We start from the raw sequence: 18,063 nt of genomic DNA on the forward strand, positions 1-18,063 counted from the left end.
AAGGAGCCCTCGTCTGTTGGCACTGACTACTCTTTTTGAGACAAGAATAAAACACCTTATCATACAGCCAATTGTCGGTATTGAACCGGCGATTGGCTGTTTAGTTTCGTTTGAATTCGGGTATTGTTATAATAATTAATGTATTCTTCGACGATCTGTATCACACATGCATTCGTTGTACGATAGATATCGTCGAGATAGAACGTTTCAGACTTTAGCGTGGAATGAAACGTTTCAATTGGGGAATTATCAGCTGGCGTGCCTTTGCGGGACATGCTCATGGTAATTCCTTTTTCTTTGACTGCTTTCTGATAAGCATAGGATGTGTAAACAGAACCTTGATCACTATGCAAAATACAGCCTCCTGGCAGCTGTGGCAATTGATCGAGTGTGTCCAACACGAAGACCGTGTCTTGCCTAAAACCAATAGTTTGTGCCACAATTTCTCCATTGTAGACATCGAGAATACTTGAAAGATACATCATTGATTGACCAAAAGGCAAGTAGGTAATATCTGTAACTAGCTTTTCGAAGGGCTTAGATGCTGTAAAATTCCGTGTCAATAAATTCGGTGCGACGTACGCTGGCTGTCCAGTGCGTTTCCGTTTCTTCACCTTTACCCGACATTGCCAGCCATACTTTTGCATCACGCGCTGCACCGTCTTCTCACAAACTCCTCGATACAAGGCTGCAATTTTTCGATAACCATAGCGGAACTTATGCTGTTCACACAAGTCGCCAATCTGCTGATTTCGAATCTCCTTCCTTGTTGGTCTGTCCGCATCCTTTTTCCAACGGTAGTACGATGAGCGACCTACACCTAGATGGCGACAGATTTCACCTATGGAAATGATTCCTTTTAAGTCTTCCACCAACTCGATCACTACTTTGGGAACCACTTCCTCTCCAACTCTGCGTACTTTTTTAAGACCTCAATTTGTTGCTTAAGATAACGATTCTCTGCTAGTAATTTCGTTGTTTCATTTTCATATTCTGGCCCTTTACCGAAGGTATATTGTTTTCCAACAGGTTGTTCAAGTCGATGTAGCTCTCCATTCTTATACCAACGCATCCATGTTTTGAGTTGCGTATGGTTTCGAATGTTCAATTCTTCCAATACTTCTTTTACTGGCACCCCAGCTAACCGCATTTCAATTGCTTTCATTTTCACTTCTACTGGATAACTTACTCTTGTTCCCATAGAAAAAAAACACCTCCACGTTGTCTAGTTAGGATAGTAATACCCATTTTTCAACGAAAGGTGTTTTTATTTGTCTCATTTTTTTAGGTCAGTGCCGTTTGTATACAAATATCGTGGTTCTTTTCTACTTAACAGTTATTCGGTGCACCAATCATGACTAAACCAGATTGTTCACCTTCAGATTCAAAGTCCAACGTTAAATCGCTGATAATTCCTTTAGCCTGTGGAGCAATGGCAACAGAGATTTCATTAATAACAGAAACAGTATCCGACTCCTCAGGCATATCGAGTGATAAGCCAATTTGCGGCCCGCAACATCCTCCCTCAACTGCATAGACTCGAAGTCCTTTTGCTTGCTGCTCTTCCAACATGGCCTGAATATATTGTTTCGCTTCATTCGTAATGTTCATTTTTATGTTCCTTCCTTTCCCATCCATTATTTTGCATCGTGTTATTTTATGCGTCAATAAATTCTTTCAAACTATCATAGCCTATCTTTTCTTCATGTAACCATGGAATCACTGCGCATTGCGGTGCTAGTTCTTCTTTGACTTTTTTAATCCACTCTATTTCGGAGACTGCACGCCCTTTTAAGACAGTATCAGTTGTATCCGTTGCATATAGACTTTGATTGATGACCCACCACTTAGGATCAATCTGTGCACGTTTGAGATCTTCCTGCAATCGTGCAGCTTCTAAAACAGGTGTTGCTTCAGCTAATGTTACAATGACCACACCTGTTTCTTGTGGATTTCTTAAACGTGGAAGAAGCTTCTTCACACTTTCTGGTACATCACCAGTCGAACGGCTCATTTCCTTATGATATGCTTCCGTTGAATCCAGCAATAACAATGTGTGTCCGGTCGGTGCCGTATCAATAACAACAATTTCATTTTCCGATTTCTCTACTACGTCGGCAAATGCTCTGAACAAAGCAATTTCTTCTGTACATGGTGATTCTAGGTCTTCTTTCAAATACGCAAGGCCTTCTTCGTCCAACCCTTCTCCTGCTGTAGAAAGTACCTCTTGCTGGTATTTTTCGACTTCAACCTCTGGATTAATGCTGCTAATGGTCAGATTGTCTCGCAATGCACTACCTTCAAACGTGTACGCGAGATGTGCTGCTGGGTCTGTTGTAGTCAAATGAACGCGATGACCTTTCTCAGAGAGGCCGACCGCAATTGCAGATGCAATCGACGTTTTACCAACTCCACCTTTACCCATTGTGAAGATCACACGTATGTTTTTCGAAGAAAAGTCATCGATTACTTTGTGTAAGCCAGGAAGGTGAATCGTTTCTTTGCCGAGGCTGTCATCTTCAAATGCAGTCATAGTATATGAACTAAATAAGTGCCGAAGGTTATCAACTCCCGTCAATGAATACGAAACGAATGGAAGGGAGAACGTCACAACCTGTTTTAATGCTTCTGGCGTTTCTTTCAATGCACGGCGCTGTCGCTCATAAAACGCGGTTGATACATTATCATCGGGACGATGCGTCTGAAGAAGCCCATTAATAATAAGTAGCTGATTTTTTATGCCAATATCCTTTAGCTCTAAAGAAGCCCTATTCGCTTCAACTAAAGAAGATCCATCCGGTCGCGCAACCAAAATCAAAGTCGTTTTTTCCGGATTAGAAAGAGATTCAACAGCCTTCGCATACAACTCTTTTTTCTCTCCAAGACCTGATAGTGGACCCAAGCATGATGCCCCATGCGTGCTTTCCTCTAAGAATCCGGTCCATGCAGTTGGTAATTGTAATAGACGCAGTGTGTGTCCAGTCGGCGCAGTATCAAATAATACGTGATCATATTGATTTAATACCTCTTCATCGGATAACAGATGAGAAAATTCATCGAATGCAGCAATCTCAACTGTACAAGCACCAGATAACTGTTCTTCCATCGTTGAGAGAACAGCATCTGGCAACTTCCCCCGATAAGGACCGACAACTTTTTCACGGTAGGCTTTTGCTGATGCCTCCGGGTCAATATTACACGCGAATAAATTAGTTACACTTGGAATAGCTAGTGGATCATTCGTCAATTCTACATCGAGAACATCCTGTAAATTTGAAGCAGGATCGGTACTTACTAAAAGTACTTTTTTTCCTTGGTCAGCAAGAGACACTGCTGTCGCACAGGCTGTCGATGTTTTCCCGACACCACCTTTTCCGGTAAAAAACAAAAATGGAGTGAGTCCGGTTTTGTTAGGATTGAATAATGGATACAAGGTTATTCCCCCTTATTTATCGAACTTGACTGAAACACGTACGCGTGGTTTTTCCTGAAGTTCAGTAGCCTTTACATCAAGCCACTCAGCCAACTCTTCATTCGTTGGATAGGCACCGACTTTTACAACCTCATTATTCACAAGTATCAAAGGAAGGGCATCTGGGCCTTTTTCAAGAAGTACCTTATTGACTACTTCATTGTCTACAAATGCACCTGGATCATTCCCAAGATTATAGCGTGTAATATCAAATTTCTTTTGTTCTAGTGAATAAACAGCCGATGCAATGCGCGTTAATTCTGGATCAACACTTGGTCCGCAAACACCAGTTGAACAACACATTGCAGGATCAAATATTTCAACCTTTTTCATTGACAAACATCTCCTTTATCACTGCATAATTATATCCTTATATGTTTATTAAAAGGAAAGCCTCGATGTGAATCCACAGCCTGTTTTTCTTATTCCCCAGTTTTAGCGAAGTGTTCAATCCTTGCCCCTATTTCATCACGTACACGCTGGAAAAATACCCATTTTTCTTCATCTGTTCCTTCTGCTTTTGCAGGGTCATCAAATCCCCAATGCGCACGTTTTACATGTGATGGTGTCATCGGGCACTTGTCAGCAGCATCCCCACAAAGTGTAACAACAAAATCCGCATTATTTAAGATTTGCTGATCAATAATATCCGAAGTTTGATTCGTAATGTCAACACCAGCCTCATTCATAGCTTTAACAGCATTCGGATTTACTCCGTGCGCTTCAATTCCTGCACTAAGAACTTGCCATTCATCACCAAGATACTTTTTGCCCCATCCTTCGGCCATTTGGCTACGGCATGAGTTACCTGTACATAAGAAATAAAGTGTTTTTTTCGACATAATGAAAATCCCCTTTTTAATGTTTTATTGTATGAATGATAGCCATAAATACAGTCCGATTAGTGTAATCAAGAGTGTAGGGACTGTTAAAATAATACCGATTTTAAAATAGCTACCCCAAGAGATTTTCACACCTTTTTGAGATAGAACATGCAACCATAATAAGGTGGCTAACGAACCGATAGGCGTAATTTTCGGACCTAAATCCGAACCAATGACATTGGCATAAATCAATGCTTCTCGAATAGGTTCTGTTGTAGTCGTTTCCGATATTGCTAAGGCGTTAATCATAACGGTTGGCATATTATTCATAATCGAAGATAGTATCGCCGCAATAAAGCCCATCACAATCGTTGCGACAAAGAGTCCTTGGTTGGCAGCCATTTGAATGACATCGCCCAAGACACCCGTTAAGCCGACATTACGCAATCCATAGACGACAACGTACATCCCAACAGAGAAGAATACGATGGCCCAAGGTGCTCCTTTAAGCACTTGTTTTGTTTGAACAGCGGGACTTCTTTGTGCCATAGCCATAAAGAATATCGCCGTAAGCCCAGCAATAATAGAGACAGGCAATCCCGTAAAGCCACTAGAGAAATAACCTACAAGTAACACGCTTAAGATTACCCAAGCTAGTCGAAACATCTTGATATCTTTGATAGCATCTTTCGGTTCTTTTAGGTCTGATACTTTATAGTCTTTTGGAATACTTTTACGGAAGAATAACAACAACACTAAAATACTCGCTACTAATGCAAATAAATTCGGGATAATCATACGAGATGCATACTCAACAAAGCCGATACCGAAAAAGTCTGCCGAAACAATATTGACTAAGTTACTCACAACTAACGGTAGTGAAGTCGTATCTGCAATAAAACCACTGGCAATGATGAAAGGGAAAATCATTTTTTCATTGAAATCCAAATTTCGTACCATTGCAAGCACAATTGGCGTGAGTATGAGGGCAGCCCCGTCATTTGCGAACAACGCTGCAACTACTGCACCTAGAAGGCTGACGTAAATAAACATGCGAATTCCACTACCTTTGGCTAATCTGGCCATATGTAGGGCAGACCACTCGAAGAATCCGATTTCGTCTAAGATTAATGAGATAATGATGATGGCAATGAAAGCAAGTGTAGCATTCCATACAATTCCCGTTACGTCTATGACGTCCTGAAAATTAACTACTCCTACTAATAAAGCGACCACTGCACCGATACAGGCAGACCAGCCAATCGATAAGTTTCTTGGCTGCCAAATGACAAAAATCAGTGTGATTATGAAAATCAATGATGCGATAATAACTGAAGTCAACGCTCGTTCTCCTCCTTACTCACAACAAATGCGCAATCCTTGCGCTTCCAGTTCAGTTACTAATCCGTCTTGTCCGGGTAGATGCTCAAGAATACCTTTTATAAACGGATAATCTTCATGATTTTCATTGATTGAGTAGAAAATCCATTTTCCTTTACGCGTTTCTTTCACCAACTCAATATCCCTTAGTTTACGCAAGTGCTGGCTAATCGCCGGTTGACTCATTTTGAAAATCTCAACAAACTCACAGACGCAGCAATCATGTGATTGTAGCAATTTCATCATCGTCAAACGCGTTTGATCTCCAAGCAATTTTAATAGTTGTGATGCCCTTTGCATATCTGTCGTCACAGTTTTATTCATAGACCATCCCTCCATTTCTTCACTATCATATAATCATATGCTTATATATGCAAGTGTGCTATTCATTTTGGAAAATATAAATCGTTTTATCCTTCAAAATCAAAAAGGCCACCCGAAGAAGGTAGCCCTTTTGATTACTCGTTTTCATAAGACTTGCAATCAAAGTTTACTTATTTCAAGAAATATCAGCTCAGCATAATAAAAAATCATTATCCTGCACAGCAAGATAATTTTGATACATCTTTATCAAACGTAAGGGCAGCTAATTTTAACCCTTCTGACATTGTTAAATAGGGGACTAGGGTTTCACGGAGATCCTCCACGGTTAAACCGAATTTAACAGCCAATGTTGCTGCATAAATTACGTCTCCTGCGTTTTCTGCCACCACATGAGCCCCTAAAATTTTCAATGTTTTCGCGTCTGCCACCAACTTAAACACACCTGTTGTTTCTCGAATAACCAAAGCTCTCGGAACGGCATCTAAAGGCAAGACGGATGTTTTCACCTCATAGCCTTTTTCTTTTGCCTGTTGCTCCGTTAAACCAACGGTTGCAATCGCTGGGGCTGTAAACGTAACCCCCGGAACCACTTCTAAATTCAGCTTTTTATTTAGTCCTCCGATGGCATTTCCTGCTGCAATTCCACCTTGATAAGCTGCCACATATACAAATTGAGGACCAAGCGTCACATCTCCTGCTGCATAGATGCGTGAATTCGTTGTTTTTGAATACTCATCGATCATAATTTCACCACGGGCGCCTACTTCAACCCCTGCTGCGTGTAAATTCAAAGTAGCCGCATTTGGTGTTCTTCCTGTAGCGACCAGCAATTGATCTGCCTCAATTATTCGCTTCTCACCATTGACCTCAACATAGACCTTTTTAATGTCTCCAGCTTGTTCAATTCGTTCGAAGGATGCTCCAGTAACTAAGTTGACACCTTGTTCTGTCAAGGCTTGCGTGATTGCTTCTGAAACCTCAGGATCGTATTCCTTTAACAGACGTGGGCTTCTTTGCATCAATGTGACTTCTGAGCCTAGGTTATGAAAAAGTTGTCCTAATTCCATGCCGATATAGCCTGAACCGATGACCGTAAGACGTTTAGGGACCTTCTTTAATTCCAACAAAGTCGTGCTTGTTAAATAATCGACCTCATCTAATCCAGGAATGTTGGGCACTGCTGGTGAAGCACCTGTCGCGATTAAGAACCGTTTTGCTGATAATTTCATGCCATTCACTTCAACTGTTTTTTCGTCCACGAATTTCGCTTCGCCTTTGATTAATTCAAAGCCGTAGTCATCAATCAGATCCACATATTTTGAGTTTCGAAGGTCCGTTACTAGCTCATCTTTCTGCTTAATCAATGATGACAAATCAACGTCTCCAGCCGATGTGTGTAATCCGATGAATGGATTATTTTTTGCCAGATGATTGATTTCTCCAGCCCGCAGCAAAGTCTTTGAAGGAACACAGCCAATATTCACACATGTTCCACCCACCATACCACGTTCAATGATTGCTACTTTTGCACCGTATTTCACAGCTTCGATAGCAGATGAAAAGGCAGCCCCACCAGAACCTATAATGATGTAATCATAATCACCTTCATCAGCCAAATGCAACATTTCTTGCGATTGTACTTCTTCTTTTCCTGGTTGATAGTTCGCTTCAAGAATCGCTGTTTTTGCTGCTTCAACCTCGACGCCATTCGGTAGCCCAAATACTACTTCACCACGGTGGTAATCTACTTCTATCCCTCCTGCACCTATGCTTTCAAGTGCAACAGCTACATGTTCTTCACAGCCTGTACAGGTCATACCTTGAACGCTTATTCGATATCTTTTCATGTAAAAATCCTCCTATTAGACAGCTTATTTCTTCATCAATGCTTCAATAATTGGGCATTCGTAAATATCTTTGTTTTCGGGACATCTTTCTTTAAGATCTAACAGCATTTGTTCAATTCTCTTAAGATTTTCAATTTTACGCTGGATGTCCTCTATCTTAAGGACAGTGAAATCATACATATCACGGCACTTCGCTTCATCGCGATCGACAACCCCTAGCAACTTGTCGATTTCATTTAAGGTAAAGCCCAATTCCTGCATCCGTTTTATAAAATTCAATCGATCCACCGTTTGTGGTGAATACATTCGGTATCCCTTTTCCGTACGATTAGGCTCTGGAATTAAACCCAAACGTTCATAATATCTAATTGTCTCTTTGTTAACATTACATTTCTCGGCGATTTCTCCGACTCTAAAATACAATTTACATCACCCCACATATAATATAAACCCTGTACCATAGTACAGGGTCAAGGGTAGTATTAATACTTTTATCTCAGACATTAATAATAATGGTCATACTATTCGTTCTTTTCGTGTACGTTTTTTTGTCATTGTACAGCACCTTAATTAGAAGAGCAAAATGCCCGTCGGTTGCTTATTCATTATTCGCTAAGTTATTATACGCTTGTAAAAACTGTTGATACGTTTCATTACCTAATTGACGAGGGTTATTGTTAAATAAGCGTTGAAAAACAATCTTTTTAGCTTCGTCTAAATCGGATGTTCGGGAGGATAATATTAGCTCGAAATAAGACTTAAAGTAGGTGACACCTAATGTACCCCCACGGTTAATGATCATTAAAATCACCTTTCTCGGTAATCACATCAACTTTTTTGATGTGAACTGTTACGAACATGAATTTGTGCTACAGCTTGATTCTTCTGTAGGATTTTGCAAATTAACACTACAAACCCCCGTTTCAGGCAAATCAAGTTCAACTCGCTTAGAGGCTTCTATGTCTCCTGCAAGATAAGCTGTTATTGAACGTACTTGTTCATATCCTGTTGCCATTAAGAATGTAGGAGCACGACCGTAACTCTTCATACCTACAATATAAAGGCCTTGTTCCGGCTGACGTAGAATTTCTTCACCATGTGCACGAACGGTACCACAACTGTGTTCGTTCGGATCGATGAGTGGTGCTAGTGCTGCGATACTTTCTGTCGCTGGGTCTATAGACAATCGGAGTTCTTGTTCAATTGAAAAGTCCGGACGATTTCCAGCATTGACAATCAACTCGTCAATCTCTTTTATAATTGTCATTTCACCTTCATAACGTCCTACTAACTCCATTTGTCCATTCATTGATTTGACTTGCATCGTGTAAAATGGTGTATATACCTGCACTTTTCCAGAATCAACCAATTTATGTATTTTCGAACCAAGTGCCCCGCGCGCTTCAAGCGCATCTTTTTCTTCTCCACCGTAAGCATCTTCTACATTTTGTTTACGTAAAATCCAAATCAATTTGGTTTCTGGATATTCTTTTTGTAAATCGGCCAATTCTAACAATGTATTAATGGCAGAGTGCCCACCACCAACCACTGCAACTGTTTTATCGGCATAGCGTTTCACACTTTTCGTTATATCTGGAATGCCGTATTCAATATGGTTTGCGCATTGTTTTTCGGAATTCAACCAAACACCGTTTGAAGTAGCAGGATTTGGGTTCCCCCATGTACCCGTTGCGTCAATAATTGCACGTGCTTCCACTATTTCAATATCATGGTTTCTTTCTACATAAATTTCAAAAGGTTGCTTTTCACGATTTAATGATTTCATTTTATCGTTTTGTTTACGTGAGATTGAAATCACTTTTGAGTTGTATCGAATAGCTTCTTTTAAGACAGGTAATTTACTTAAAGGTACTAAATATTGATCCACCAACTCTTTTCCTGTCGGTAAAATATCATTCTGTGGTGATTCCCAATCCGTTTCTTCAAGTAGTTGACGTGCTGCTTTATCAATATCGTATTGCCAAGGGCTGAATAGTTGAACGTGTTGCCACTTAAGAATATTGTGTCCTACATTTTCACCTGATTCAAAGACGATGAAAGGCACTTTTTGTATTGTTAAATGTGCCGCTGCCGCAAGTCCAACTGGACCAGCTCCAATAATGGCTACAGGTAAATCTAAGTTAAATTGCTTTTGTTCCGGTTTTTCTACCGTCACCTCAGGCGATGAACAGCAAGTTGATTCATTTATCGTTTCTGGTGCACAGCAAGAAGTCGTTGTTGGTTCCTCACTGCAGCATGATGTCTCTTTTATAGTAAATAATTTAATTTCTTTCATTTAAAATACCCTCTTTTCTAATAGTTGAATGGCTTGCTCAAAATGTTTAGCTGTTACTTCTCCAATAAAGTAATCAATACATCAACTTTTTTTGATGTATAGTTCAAAAAAAGTTATTCAGGATAAAAAAGACAACAAAGATCCGCAGATAAAATCTTTTTTATTTCATTAGAATTGGCTGAATAAAAATTCCATTTCCCTTCTTTTTCAACAGAAATAAAGTTCACATCTAATAAGACTTTTAGATGATACGATAATTTAGATTGTGGTAATTCTAATAGATCACTCAAATCACAAACACAGGTTTTTCCTTCTGTAGCTAAAATCCGTAATATATAGAGTCTCTTATGATCCGACAGTGCTTTAAATTTCTTTTCATAGTCGAGTAAAGTTGTATCATAAACATCCAACTTTTTTATCAAGACTTTTCCTCTCCTCACATCAATTATTTTTGATGTGTATTATATTATGCCAAAACGTACAAAGTGTCAATGAAAAACCTCACCCTCTACAATATTTTCAAGGGACTCAAGAAAATTCTCTCAAAGCCCCACACTTCGGCTTTACAGCGATAATAATGCATTGACCTTATTAACAATATATTTTACATCCTTACCAACACCTCGTAAAGTAGCAGAGGAAAATGAACGCTGACCCGGTAAACCTACATAAAATAAACCTTTATTCGATGTGCTTATACCATCTTTGTGTACTGGCATCCCTATTTCGTCAAGAGCCCCCTGAAGAGGGTAAAGGTAATTCACAGTAGGGTGGTAACCCGTTGCAAAAATAATCGTATCCACTTTTTCTTCTTCTCCAGAATCCCAAATCACTCCGTCTTTATTGATTGATACAAACAGATCTCTTCTATCAGGATTATTATTATTTATGGCCGGTTTATATAGATTCCTATCTATAACTGAACTACTTAAAGCAAGTTTCTTACCATATGAAAAATGTTCTACCCCACTGAGTTTAAACCAATAGTGGATATCCTTCCCTAAAATTATTTGTGGAGTAAATGCTATGGGAGTACGTGTCGCAAGTGTAACTGTAGATGTCTTTCGTAATTCATAAGCTATTTGAACTGCAGAATTTCCAGCACCAACGACGATAACTCTTTTATTCGCATATCGTTTCGGATTTGAGTACTGACTCGAATGTATCATTTCTCCGGCAAATGACTCGGTGCCTATTATTTCAGGAAAATTAGGTGAGTCAAATGATCCTGTTGCCGAAATGATTGTTTTAGCTTTAAATAATTCCCCTTCTTCAGTTTTAATCACAAATAATTCCTGTGCTTTCAAGACTTCAGTTACTGTTTTTCCTGTAGCAATGTTCAATTCAAACTTTTGTGCGTAAGTATTTAAATAGGACATAACCTCCGTTTTCGTGGGATAATGATTCATATCACCTTGAAATCTCAAACCAGGCAACGAGGAATACTGTACTGGCGAAAACAGCTTAAGACTATCATAGTAAAGTGGCCACGAACCTGCAGTTTGGTTGCTTTTTTCTAACACAAGATATTTCAAACCTTTGTTCTTTAAATAGTATGCAGTAGCTAAACCTGACTGCCCTGCACCGATAACTATCGAATCAAATATAATTGTCAACATAAAAACTCCTTCTTAATATCGCGTTTTAACGATATGTATCACTTAAAATTGAACATACAGAATATCCTCCATATGTTCAGTTACAACATTTCATTAGAATTGAGTTTATTTCTTGTAAAATACTTACGATATTGTTTTTGTTAGGCGAGTAAAAAACTTCTTTTCCCTCCCTCTTTGAATTTAAAATACCTGCCCTTTTTAGCATGGATAGCTGTTCAGAAGCTGTTGATTGTCCAATTCCTATTGTTTCAGCCACTTGATTCACAGTAACTTCATTGTGATTAAGGAACAGAAGTATAATTTCTTGTCTTTTTTCATTTGCTAGACCTTTAAAAAACAGTTGTACTTCTTCACTAATCAACATTTTACTATCCCCCAATCTCCATATATCGCAAATACACGATATGTTTTATACTTTATTTCAAATTCTGATGTTTGTCAATCGCATTAGCCATGAAACTCTTTGAGTACTCTATGTAGATATTAAAAAATCGTCTTCAGGAGAAACGAATCCCTTGAAGACGATTTTTAGTATCCAAATTTATAGTAAAGTAACCTACGACAATGTCGATAGACACTTTCCAACTTAAATTCGTGATTTATTAACCATCAAACTGATTTTTTAAGGCTTTAAAATAATTCATCAATCTTTATTGAAACTACAACAGTAACCAACTTTAATGTAAAGTTACCAACTTTAATGTCAGGTTACCAACTATAATGTAAAGTTACCAACTTTAATGTCATTGAACAACCGTACTGACTTTTCCGTCATTTATCGATAGAATAGATGTAGTACGCTTTATTACTTTCTAGGGGGAAATTTACATGACAATCCAATTCATAGCACATGAAGAATTTTTCACGTTTCATGATCCAATGCAAGATCGAAAACTCATTGACCGCAAAACAGAAATCCGAAAAGATCCATTGACTGGCGAAACCTCCCGCATTATTTTTGATCCAGGTGCCCCTTTTGTACCGACAGATTATACGGAACTGGCAAAAGAAACAGCGGGCAGTAAATGTCCATTCTGCCCTGAAAATGTGCAATCATTTACGCCTACTTTCCCGGACAATTTAGTTGAAGGTGGACGACTGACAAAAGGCGAAGCTGTCGTATTTCCAAACTTATTTCCTTATAGTAAACACAATGCCGTTGTCCGTATGTCTGACCAACACTACGTCAAACTCAAAGAATTCACTACTACAATGATTGCCGATGCTTTTATTGCCGCACATGCTTACTTGAAAAAGGTTACCATTCAAGATTCCAAAACAACTTATGCATCCATAAATTGGAACTACCTCCCCCCTTCTGGCGGAAGTATTTTACACCCGCATATCCATGTGCTCGCATCGGAACAACCAACAAACTATCAAGCGACAACATCGAAAGCGGCACAACAATTTCATGAAAATCACGAACAAAACTTCCACGCCGCGTTGCTTCAACACGAACGTGAGTTAGCGGAGCGATTCATTGGTACAGAGCAATCCATCGATTGGTTACATGCCTTTGCACCGAAAAGTCATGCTGATTTTATCGGAGTTCTCAATGCATCTTCTCTTGATGATTTACATGATGCTCACTGGAAGGATCTAGCTACTAGCCTCTCACGCTTTTTCCGTTACTTTGAAAGTATCGGCATCGCAAGCTTTAATCTCGGACTATTTATTCCCATCTCTCCAAATAAAGCGGAACGCGTTCACGTGCGACTTGTCCCACGCCTAACAATTGGAGGGCTTCAAACGAGCGATATGAATGTCTTTAACTTCTTACACAGCGAGCCACTATGTTTAAAGGTCCCAGAACAAACAACACAAGAAGTAGCCAAACATTTTGCCAAATAAATAAAAACCACTTATGTCCCACAATAATTTCCACTGTGGGCCATAAGTGATATCATTTTAAAATCCTAGAAAAAAGAATGGTAGGAAAATGATAAATAGCACAAGAATGACTAAGGTTGCGGGAATCAGCACTGTCCATAGCCCTCTCCATGCAGAGAATTTATGAGCTTCCGCTATGGCTTTTACAGTGATGATAAAACTCCAGACGCCTAGTACAATACTAAAAAAACCGCTAATAAAGAGCCAAATTGAGGACCCTACCGAAATATCGAAGTTTTCCATAAATAGAGCCTCGCCTAGTATAAGTACATCTGGAATCCATAACACGCCACCGAGAATGATTGGTATGTACGAGATTGCAAAGGCCATTTTCAAATCTGTAAATGTTCCTGTTCCGCCGAACCATAAGCCGACAATTGTCGCAATTCCAGCAGCAATCCACCAACCTATTACTCCTAAAATAGGGCCTAATAAGATTGCCAAAACAAAAATCGTCGTTATTGACATCGTATCACCTAAATTATTTTGTACAGCCCCGTTCAACATGTCAAACACGCCAGTAATTAAGGCCAGAATAACTGCAAACTTCATTGTTTTATGATTGAGGGCGTAGCGAACTGTTTCTCTTGGTTTAATCCAAATAGAGGTCCAAACATTCAAGTCTTTGTTCTTATCAAAAACGTCAGTTCCTTCATGCATATATAGCAACTCCTTTCCCCTACTATCCTACGTTGAAAGACCTAAAAAGTTTCATAACTTTTCTACACATTTAAAAAGATGCAGAAGCCCATTGCTCCTACATCTTTATTGTTCGATCTGTATTAACTGCTCCGCCATTTTAATTTGTCGATCATATAACTTTTGCGCCAGCAGTTCTTTGGCTTCTAAAGAAGCCACTAAATAATCCGTATCATTAACAGTTGCCACAATCGTAAATTTGTAGCCATATGGACTTGTATCCAACGAGTGTAAGCCATAAATTTTGTACATTTCCTCAAATTCACCCGTTGTGCGATCTACCTTTAAATAGTGTAGTTGTTTTTTATTCAACTCATCACAAACTTCTTGGAGCAATTGCCTAACGTCTGCTGGGTTTTGTTTAAATGACACAATAATGCTTTCAAAAATCCGTCTTTTCTCAACGGAGCCATTGACAAATTTGCGGATTTCACCATTTGAAATGGTGACCAGCTTGCCATTTATCAAACGAATTTTCACAATTCGAAAGCCCAATTCTTCAACCGTTCCGCCCTCTAACTCTCCGTTAACATGAACAAAATCACCTTGTTTAATCGTGCCTTCAAAGATCATGAAAACCCCGCTAATAATATCATTAATCAGTTTCTGCGCACCAAACCCAATAACCGCTGCGATAATTCCTCCAGCTACAATTACTTCTTTTAAGTCTCCGACGACAGGCTTAATAGCTGCAATGATAATAATGATGGCAAAAATATACCTTGATGTGTTTTTAATAACACTTGCAATCGTTTCTTTCTTTTTTTCTTCTAACAAATTTGTTCGCTTAAAAAATTGTTGCATAAGCTTCCTGAAAATGACGATAAAGACATATGTCAACACAATCGTTAGTGCTAATCGTAGCAAATAATCGTTTACAACTGAGAAATCACTATCAAAAAATCGTTCAATGGATTGTAAAAAATCCTTCACCCGTATCCAAACCCTTTATCTTTAAGTATGTGTATCATACAAGAGTTGTATGATCACTCACTCTTTATAGTAACAGTTTTCATACCGAAAATCATATTTATACCTTTGTCGTCGCATCCAATTTCATCAGCTAAAGTGGATTTTATCGCCAAATGGTTAGCGGGAAATATTTGGGGCGCTGATTGGCCATTTATTTAGGCAATCCTTCCGTGGCTTGCCATTCTCATCCCCTTCACTTTATACAAAGCAAATCGATTAAACCTCCTCGGACTTAGCGAATCGGTGGCAGTTGGTGTTGGCGTTTCAATTGAAAAGGAACGAGTCATCCTGTTGTTAACGGCCGTCGCACTTGCTGTATCTGCTGTGTCCGTCACAGGTGGGATTGCGTTTATTGGACTGATGGCCCCACATATTGCAAAAGCGTTAGTCGGACCACGTAACTAGTTATTTATCCCGCTCGCTATTCTAATTGGCGGTTGGCTGCTGATGCTGGTAGATACCATTGGCCGAACGATCCTTGAACCCGATGGTATCCCTGCTGGGATTATGGCTGCATTAATTGGCGGGCCGTATTTTATGTATTTATTTTTGAGAAAATAATCCAAGCATCCCCCTGTTTTTCAGGGAGGGATGCTTGGATTATTTATGTGCTTGATTCAACTGGTGCAATAGGCTGTGTTTGTTCTTCATTAGCTTTATTCAACAGTTGTTTAAACTTCGATGACACGCCCAATAGATTTTGCTGTAAATCCATCGCAGGCTCGAATCATCGCAATCGTCACAATTGGATCAACCAAAGCCCGCTTCACAGCAATTGTCAGCACATAAGCACCGACAATTGTAAGAAAGCCAAAGAAAAAGCCCATATCATGTGTGTTTCTTGAAATAAGCTTTGCAATCCCCATCAATGATAAGGCAAATAAAATGAATGTGACAATGCTAAATAGGTAAATACAGGCTATTGCTCCAGCTGCGGTTTTCAAAATACCTTTCCAGCTTTGCGCATATAAGACAACACCGTCCGAAGCAGATTTCCAAACCGTTTCTGGACGCTCTTCATTTTTCCGTAAAATAACATAGCTGCCAACAGCCTCATCAATATAATTCAAACTAACAGACATGACGGTATTGATAAGGCCAATCATATTTTTCGCACCGGGAACAAAACTAAATGACTCACCCATTCTCAACATTCAACGTTGTATTTGTCAAACAGCAGCATGAACGGCTATATTGACGACAAAAGCTAGCTAGGTTAGCAGAACCGAAATGCTTCTTTACTTGCTTTTTCCCGTAGGCAATCTGTCCTTTACCATCAGGAATCTGTCCATTTTTCAACAATTCCACAACAACAGAAATATGACCTACTTTTACCATATACATAACATACCGCTCCCCAAATTTCAGTTCACCATATACTGTACCGAAAGCAATGAGCATAACGATCAGAAAGGCCCCAGAACTGTCACCAAACAGTTTTAGGAGCAAAAAACCAACACCCATCATGATGCTTAAAAAAAGCAATGCACCGGTAGCAAAAATACCGTAAATAACAATGCGTGTGAATAAAAAGGGCATCCGTTCGACTAACTAATTGCATAATTGACAACTTCATCCCTCCGCTCATCGGGAAATTAGGATTCTTCTTCCACTTTATCAAAAACATAATTTTCGATTCTTACCCATGTAACCCCTTCGTCAGACTCTTCAAAACCTAGCCAAATCGAAAATTCAGTGGTTTTGAGCTTTAGCGTAGCCGTTTTATTTTCAGCATCTTGCCTCTTCTCTACTCCTTTGACATGAATATCTTCAAGAAATTTTTTATGCGCTTCGTACTACCTCTTTCCAACCTACTTCCACTCGGTAAGATGTCTTCAGAAAATCAGCACTATGGGTAGTACTGTAACTAACACTCGTTTCTCCTACTTCTGCACAGTCAGGTAAAGGATAACCGGCTGGCAGATACTCGAAAATCTCTTCGATTGCAATGGCATTTGCCTCCATATCTTCGATGAAATCTCCGCAATCTATTACGCGCGGTGTATCTTTTTTAGTATCGCTAGTAGCAGGAACTATATCTTCAGTTCCCTCTTCACCTGCTTTTGTTAGATTTTCTTCTTCAGTCGGCTTCTCTTCAACAGCTTCAACTTCCGTCTCTTCAGCCATGTCAATATTAATCCCATCTTTAGATACTTCTACTTTGCCACCATCTCCAAGGGGTATTGATATACAGCCTGTCAATAAGATACTGACAAAAGCAACGGATAAATAAGCAAGTATTTTCTTCATTGACCTACACCTCCACTACACAGTTACTTTAATTGTTTTTCCGCCATCTCACCGACAAACGGTAACTTGTAATATTTCCCTTTATAGGCTTGGTACATCATAAAAACAATTATCCCCAAAATAAAAGGTCCCATTAAGAGATTAAAAATCCAACCAATTACAGGTACGAGCTCCAATGCAATATTCGCAATGAGTAAGGCCACACCAAGAAAAACGGCTTGCAGTGCATGAAAACGAATAAAGCGATTTTCTTTTTCCATGAATAAGAAGACTAAGCCAATGATGAAAATGTAGCAAAGCATCCCTCCGATATTTTCATCTAACCCCATTGAACTTGTTCTCCCATCCTCTTTAAAAACAGGATTGGCTTTGCATGTAGCATCATCTTTCTTCTCATGTTCAGTCAAGTCATGTCCCGTCCTCCTTTAATATCTTCGTATTGTTAGTCTACGAATCAAAGGTTAAATTACAGTTAAATTAAAAGATC

Annotated in this window: 21 protein-coding genes and 1 pseudogene; 2 read left to right on the forward strand and 20 right to left on the reverse strand. The window is 39.2% G+C overall.

Features of this window, described 5'->3' with window-relative positions:
* Positions 1–59: 59 nt before the first annotated feature.
* The 14 genes from MKY34_RS14675 to MKY34_RS14740 form a co-directional block, all read right to left on the reverse strand.
* Positions 60–1,201 (reverse strand): IS3 family transposase gene (locus tag MKY34_RS14675; protein WP_342511822.1). Its coding sequence is split into 2 segments (ribosomal slippage): positions 60–931 and positions 931–1,201, totalling 1,143 coding nucleotides; the frame shifts between segments, so codons are not numbered across the junction.
* Between the two features lie 128 nt (positions 1,202–1,329).
* Positions 1,330–1,611, reverse strand: a complete 282-nt coding sequence (locus tag MKY34_RS14680) for an iron-sulfur cluster biosynthesis family protein (RefSeq protein ID WP_342511823.1) — start codon at positions 1,609–1,611, stop codon at positions 1,330–1,332.
* A gap of 46 nt (positions 1,612–1,657) precedes the next feature.
* Positions 1,658–3,433, reverse strand: coding sequence for an arsenical pump-driving ATPase (gene arsA, locus MKY34_RS14685; RefSeq protein WP_342511824.1), 1,776 nt, complete (start codon positions 3,431–3,433; stop codon positions 1,658–1,660).
* A gap of 12 nt (positions 3,434–3,445) precedes the next feature.
* Positions 3,446–3,805, reverse strand: coding sequence for an arsenite efflux transporter metallochaperone ArsD (gene arsD, locus MKY34_RS14690; protein WP_342511825.1), 360 nt, complete (start codon positions 3,803–3,805; stop codon positions 3,446–3,448).
* A gap of 89 nt (positions 3,806–3,894) precedes the next feature.
* Positions 3,895–4,314: an arsenate reductase (thioredoxin) gene (gene arsC / locus MKY34_RS14695; RefSeq protein ID WP_342511827.1), complete on the reverse strand. Its 420-nt coding sequence runs from the start codon at positions 4,312–4,314 to the stop codon at positions 3,895–3,897.
* 24 nt (positions 4,315–4,338) lie between these two features.
* Positions 4,339–5,637: an arsenic transporter gene (locus tag MKY34_RS14700; protein ID WP_342511828.1), complete on the reverse strand. Its 1,299-nt coding sequence runs from the start codon at positions 5,635–5,637 to the stop codon at positions 4,339–4,341.
* Positions 5,638–5,652: 15 nt separating this feature from the next.
* Positions 5,653–6,000: a metalloregulator ArsR/SmtB family transcription factor gene (locus tag MKY34_RS14705; RefSeq protein ID WP_342511830.1), complete on the reverse strand. Its 348-nt coding sequence runs from the start codon at positions 5,998–6,000 to the stop codon at positions 5,653–5,655.
* Positions 6,001–6,209: 209 nt separating this feature from the next.
* Positions 6,210–7,847, reverse strand: coding sequence for a mercury(II) reductase (gene merA / locus MKY34_RS14710; protein ID WP_342511831.1), 1,638 nt, complete (start codon positions 7,845–7,847; stop codon positions 6,210–6,212).
* A 24-nt stretch (positions 7,848–7,871) separates the two neighbouring features.
* Positions 7,872–8,270 carry a mercury resistance transcriptional regulator MerR1 gene (merR1, locus tag MKY34_RS14715; protein WP_342511832.1) on the reverse strand — a complete coding sequence of 133 codons (399 nt, stop codon included), beginning with the start codon at positions 8,268–8,270 and terminating at the stop codon, positions 7,872–7,874.
* 175 nt (positions 8,271–8,445) lie between these two features.
* Positions 8,446–8,649 (reverse strand): hypothetical protein, encoded by a 204-nt coding sequence (locus tag MKY34_RS14720; protein WP_342511833.1) that lies wholly within the window; start codon positions 8,647–8,649, stop codon positions 8,446–8,448.
* Positions 8,650–8,697: 48 nt separating this feature from the next.
* Complete coding sequence (locus MKY34_RS14725) at positions 8,698–10,143, reverse strand: NAD(P)-binding domain-containing protein (protein ID WP_342511834.1); 1,446 nt, start codon at positions 10,141–10,143, stop codon at positions 8,698–8,700.
* Positions 10,144–10,256: 113 nt separating this feature from the next.
* Positions 10,257–10,562, reverse strand: coding sequence for a metalloregulator ArsR/SmtB family transcription factor (locus MKY34_RS14730; RefSeq protein WP_342515271.1), 306 nt, complete (start codon positions 10,560–10,562; stop codon positions 10,257–10,259).
* A 144-nt stretch (positions 10,563–10,706) separates the two neighbouring features.
* A complete protein-coding gene (locus tag MKY34_RS14735) occupies positions 10,707–11,762 on the reverse strand; it encodes an NAD(P)/FAD-dependent oxidoreductase (protein ID WP_342511835.1) in 1,056 nt (351 codons plus the stop codon).
* A 76-nt stretch (positions 11,763–11,838) separates the two neighbouring features.
* Entirely contained in the window at positions 11,839–12,126 is a 288-nt protein-coding gene (locus tag MKY34_RS14740) for a metalloregulator ArsR/SmtB family transcription factor (RefSeq protein WP_342511836.1), read from the reverse strand.
* Positions 12,127–12,590: 464 nt separating this feature from the next.
* On the opposite strand from MKY34_RS14740, the gene MKY34_RS14745 reads away from it, so the two are divergent.
* Entirely contained in the window at positions 12,591–13,616 is a 1,026-nt protein-coding gene (locus tag MKY34_RS14745; protein ID WP_342511837.1) for a hypothetical protein, read from the forward strand.
* A 57-nt stretch (positions 13,617–13,673) separates the two neighbouring features.
* Here the strand turns inward: MKY34_RS14745 and MKY34_RS14750 are convergent, their stop codons facing one another.
* On the reverse strand, positions 13,674–14,315 hold the full coding sequence (locus MKY34_RS14750) for a Yip1 family protein (RefSeq protein WP_342511838.1): 642 nt from the start codon (positions 14,313–14,315) through the stop codon (positions 13,674–13,676).
* A gap of 105 nt (positions 14,316–14,420) precedes the next feature.
* Entirely contained in the window at positions 14,421–15,287 is an 867-nt protein-coding gene (locus MKY34_RS14755; RefSeq protein ID WP_342511839.1) for a mechanosensitive ion channel domain-containing protein, read from the reverse strand.
* 129 nt (positions 15,288–15,416) lie between these two features.
* Between MKY34_RS14755 and MKY34_RS14760 the strand changes: the two are divergent.
* Positions 15,417–15,887: pseudogene (locus MKY34_RS14760) on the forward strand (iron ABC transporter permease); the annotation flags it as partial.
* Between the two features lie 110 nt (positions 15,888–15,997).
* On the opposite strand, the gene MKY34_RS14765 reads toward MKY34_RS14760, so the two are convergent.
* From MKY34_RS14765 to MKY34_RS14780, 4 genes are all read right to left on the reverse strand, one after another.
* On the reverse strand, positions 15,998–16,471 hold the full coding sequence (locus MKY34_RS14765; protein ID WP_342511841.1) for a hypothetical protein: 474 nt from the start codon (positions 16,469–16,471) through the stop codon (positions 15,998–16,000).
* Entirely contained in the window at positions 16,464–16,865 is a 402-nt protein-coding gene (locus MKY34_RS14770; protein ID WP_342511842.1) for a hypothetical protein, read from the reverse strand. The genes MKY34_RS14765 and MKY34_RS14770 overlap by 8 nt, the downstream gene beginning before the upstream one ends.
* 243 nt (positions 16,866–17,108) lie before the next feature.
* Complete coding sequence (locus MKY34_RS14775; RefSeq protein ID WP_342511843.1) at positions 17,109–17,576, reverse strand: hypothetical protein; 468 nt, start codon at positions 17,574–17,576, stop codon at positions 17,109–17,111.
* A gap of 23 nt (positions 17,577–17,599) precedes the next feature.
* The gene (locus MKY34_RS14780) at positions 17,600–17,983 is read right to left on the reverse strand and encodes a DUF4870 domain-containing protein (RefSeq protein ID WP_342511844.1); all 384 of its coding nucleotides are present in this window, start codon (positions 17,981–17,983) and stop codon (positions 17,600–17,602) included.
* Positions 17,984–18,063 lie beyond the last annotated feature (80 nt).

The sequence above is a fragment of the Sporosarcina sp. FSL K6-1522 genome, from assembly GCF_038622445.1.
GTDB lineage: Bacteria > Bacillota > Bacilli > Bacillales_A > Planococcaceae > Sporosarcina.

Bases quoted from the DNA above. Each gene is read 5' to 3' on its own strand.
- MKY34_RS14680 (WP_342511823.1), bottom strand. From the start codon at position 1,611: ATGAACATTACGAATGAAGCGAAACAATATATTCAGGCCATGTTGGAA.
- arsD (WP_342511825.1), bottom strand. From the start codon at position 3,805: ATGAAAAAGGTTGAAATATTTGATCCTGCAATGTGTTGTTCAACTGGT.
- arsC (WP_342511827.1), bottom strand. From the start codon at position 4,314: ATGTCGAAAAAAACACTTTATTTCTTATGTACAGGTAACTCATGCCGT.
- MKY34_RS14705 (WP_342511830.1), bottom strand. From the start codon at position 6,000: ATGAATAAAACTGTGACGACAGATATGCAAAGGGCATCACAACTATTA.
- merA (WP_342511831.1), bottom strand. From the start codon at position 7,847: ATGAAAAGATATCGAATAAGCGTTCAAGGTATGACCTGTACAGGCTGT.
- MKY34_RS14720 (WP_342511833.1), bottom strand. From the start codon at position 8,649: ATGATCATTAACCGTGGGGGTACATTAGGTGTCACCTACTTTAAGTCT.
- MKY34_RS14725 (WP_342511834.1), bottom strand. From the start codon at position 10,143: ATGAAAGAAATTAAATTATTTACTATAAAAGAGACATCATGCTGCAGT.
- MKY34_RS14735 (WP_342511835.1), bottom strand. From the start codon at position 11,762: ATGTTGACAATTATATTTGATTCGATAGTTATCGGTGCAGGGCAGTCA.
- MKY34_RS14740 (WP_342511836.1), bottom strand. From the start codon at position 12,126: ATGTTGATTAGTGAAGAAGTACAACTGTTTTTTAAAGGTCTAGCAAAT.
- MKY34_RS14745 (WP_342511837.1), top strand. From the start codon at position 12,591: ATGACAATCCAATTCATAGCACATGAAGAATTTTTCACGTTTCATGAT.
- MKY34_RS14750 (WP_342511838.1), bottom strand. From the start codon at position 14,315: ATGCATGAAGGAACTGACGTTTTTGATAAGAACAAAGACTTGAATGTT.
- MKY34_RS14765 (WP_342511841.1), bottom strand. From the start codon at position 16,471: ATGGGTGAGTCATTTAGTTTTGTTCCCGGTGCGAAAAATATGATTGGC.
- MKY34_RS14770 (WP_342511842.1), bottom strand. From the start codon at position 16,865: ATGCCCTTTTTATTCACACGCATTGTTATTTACGGTATTTTTGCTACC.
- MKY34_RS14775 (WP_342511843.1), bottom strand. From the start codon at position 17,576: ATGAAGAAAATACTTGCTTATTTATCCGTTGCTTTTGTCAGTATCTTA.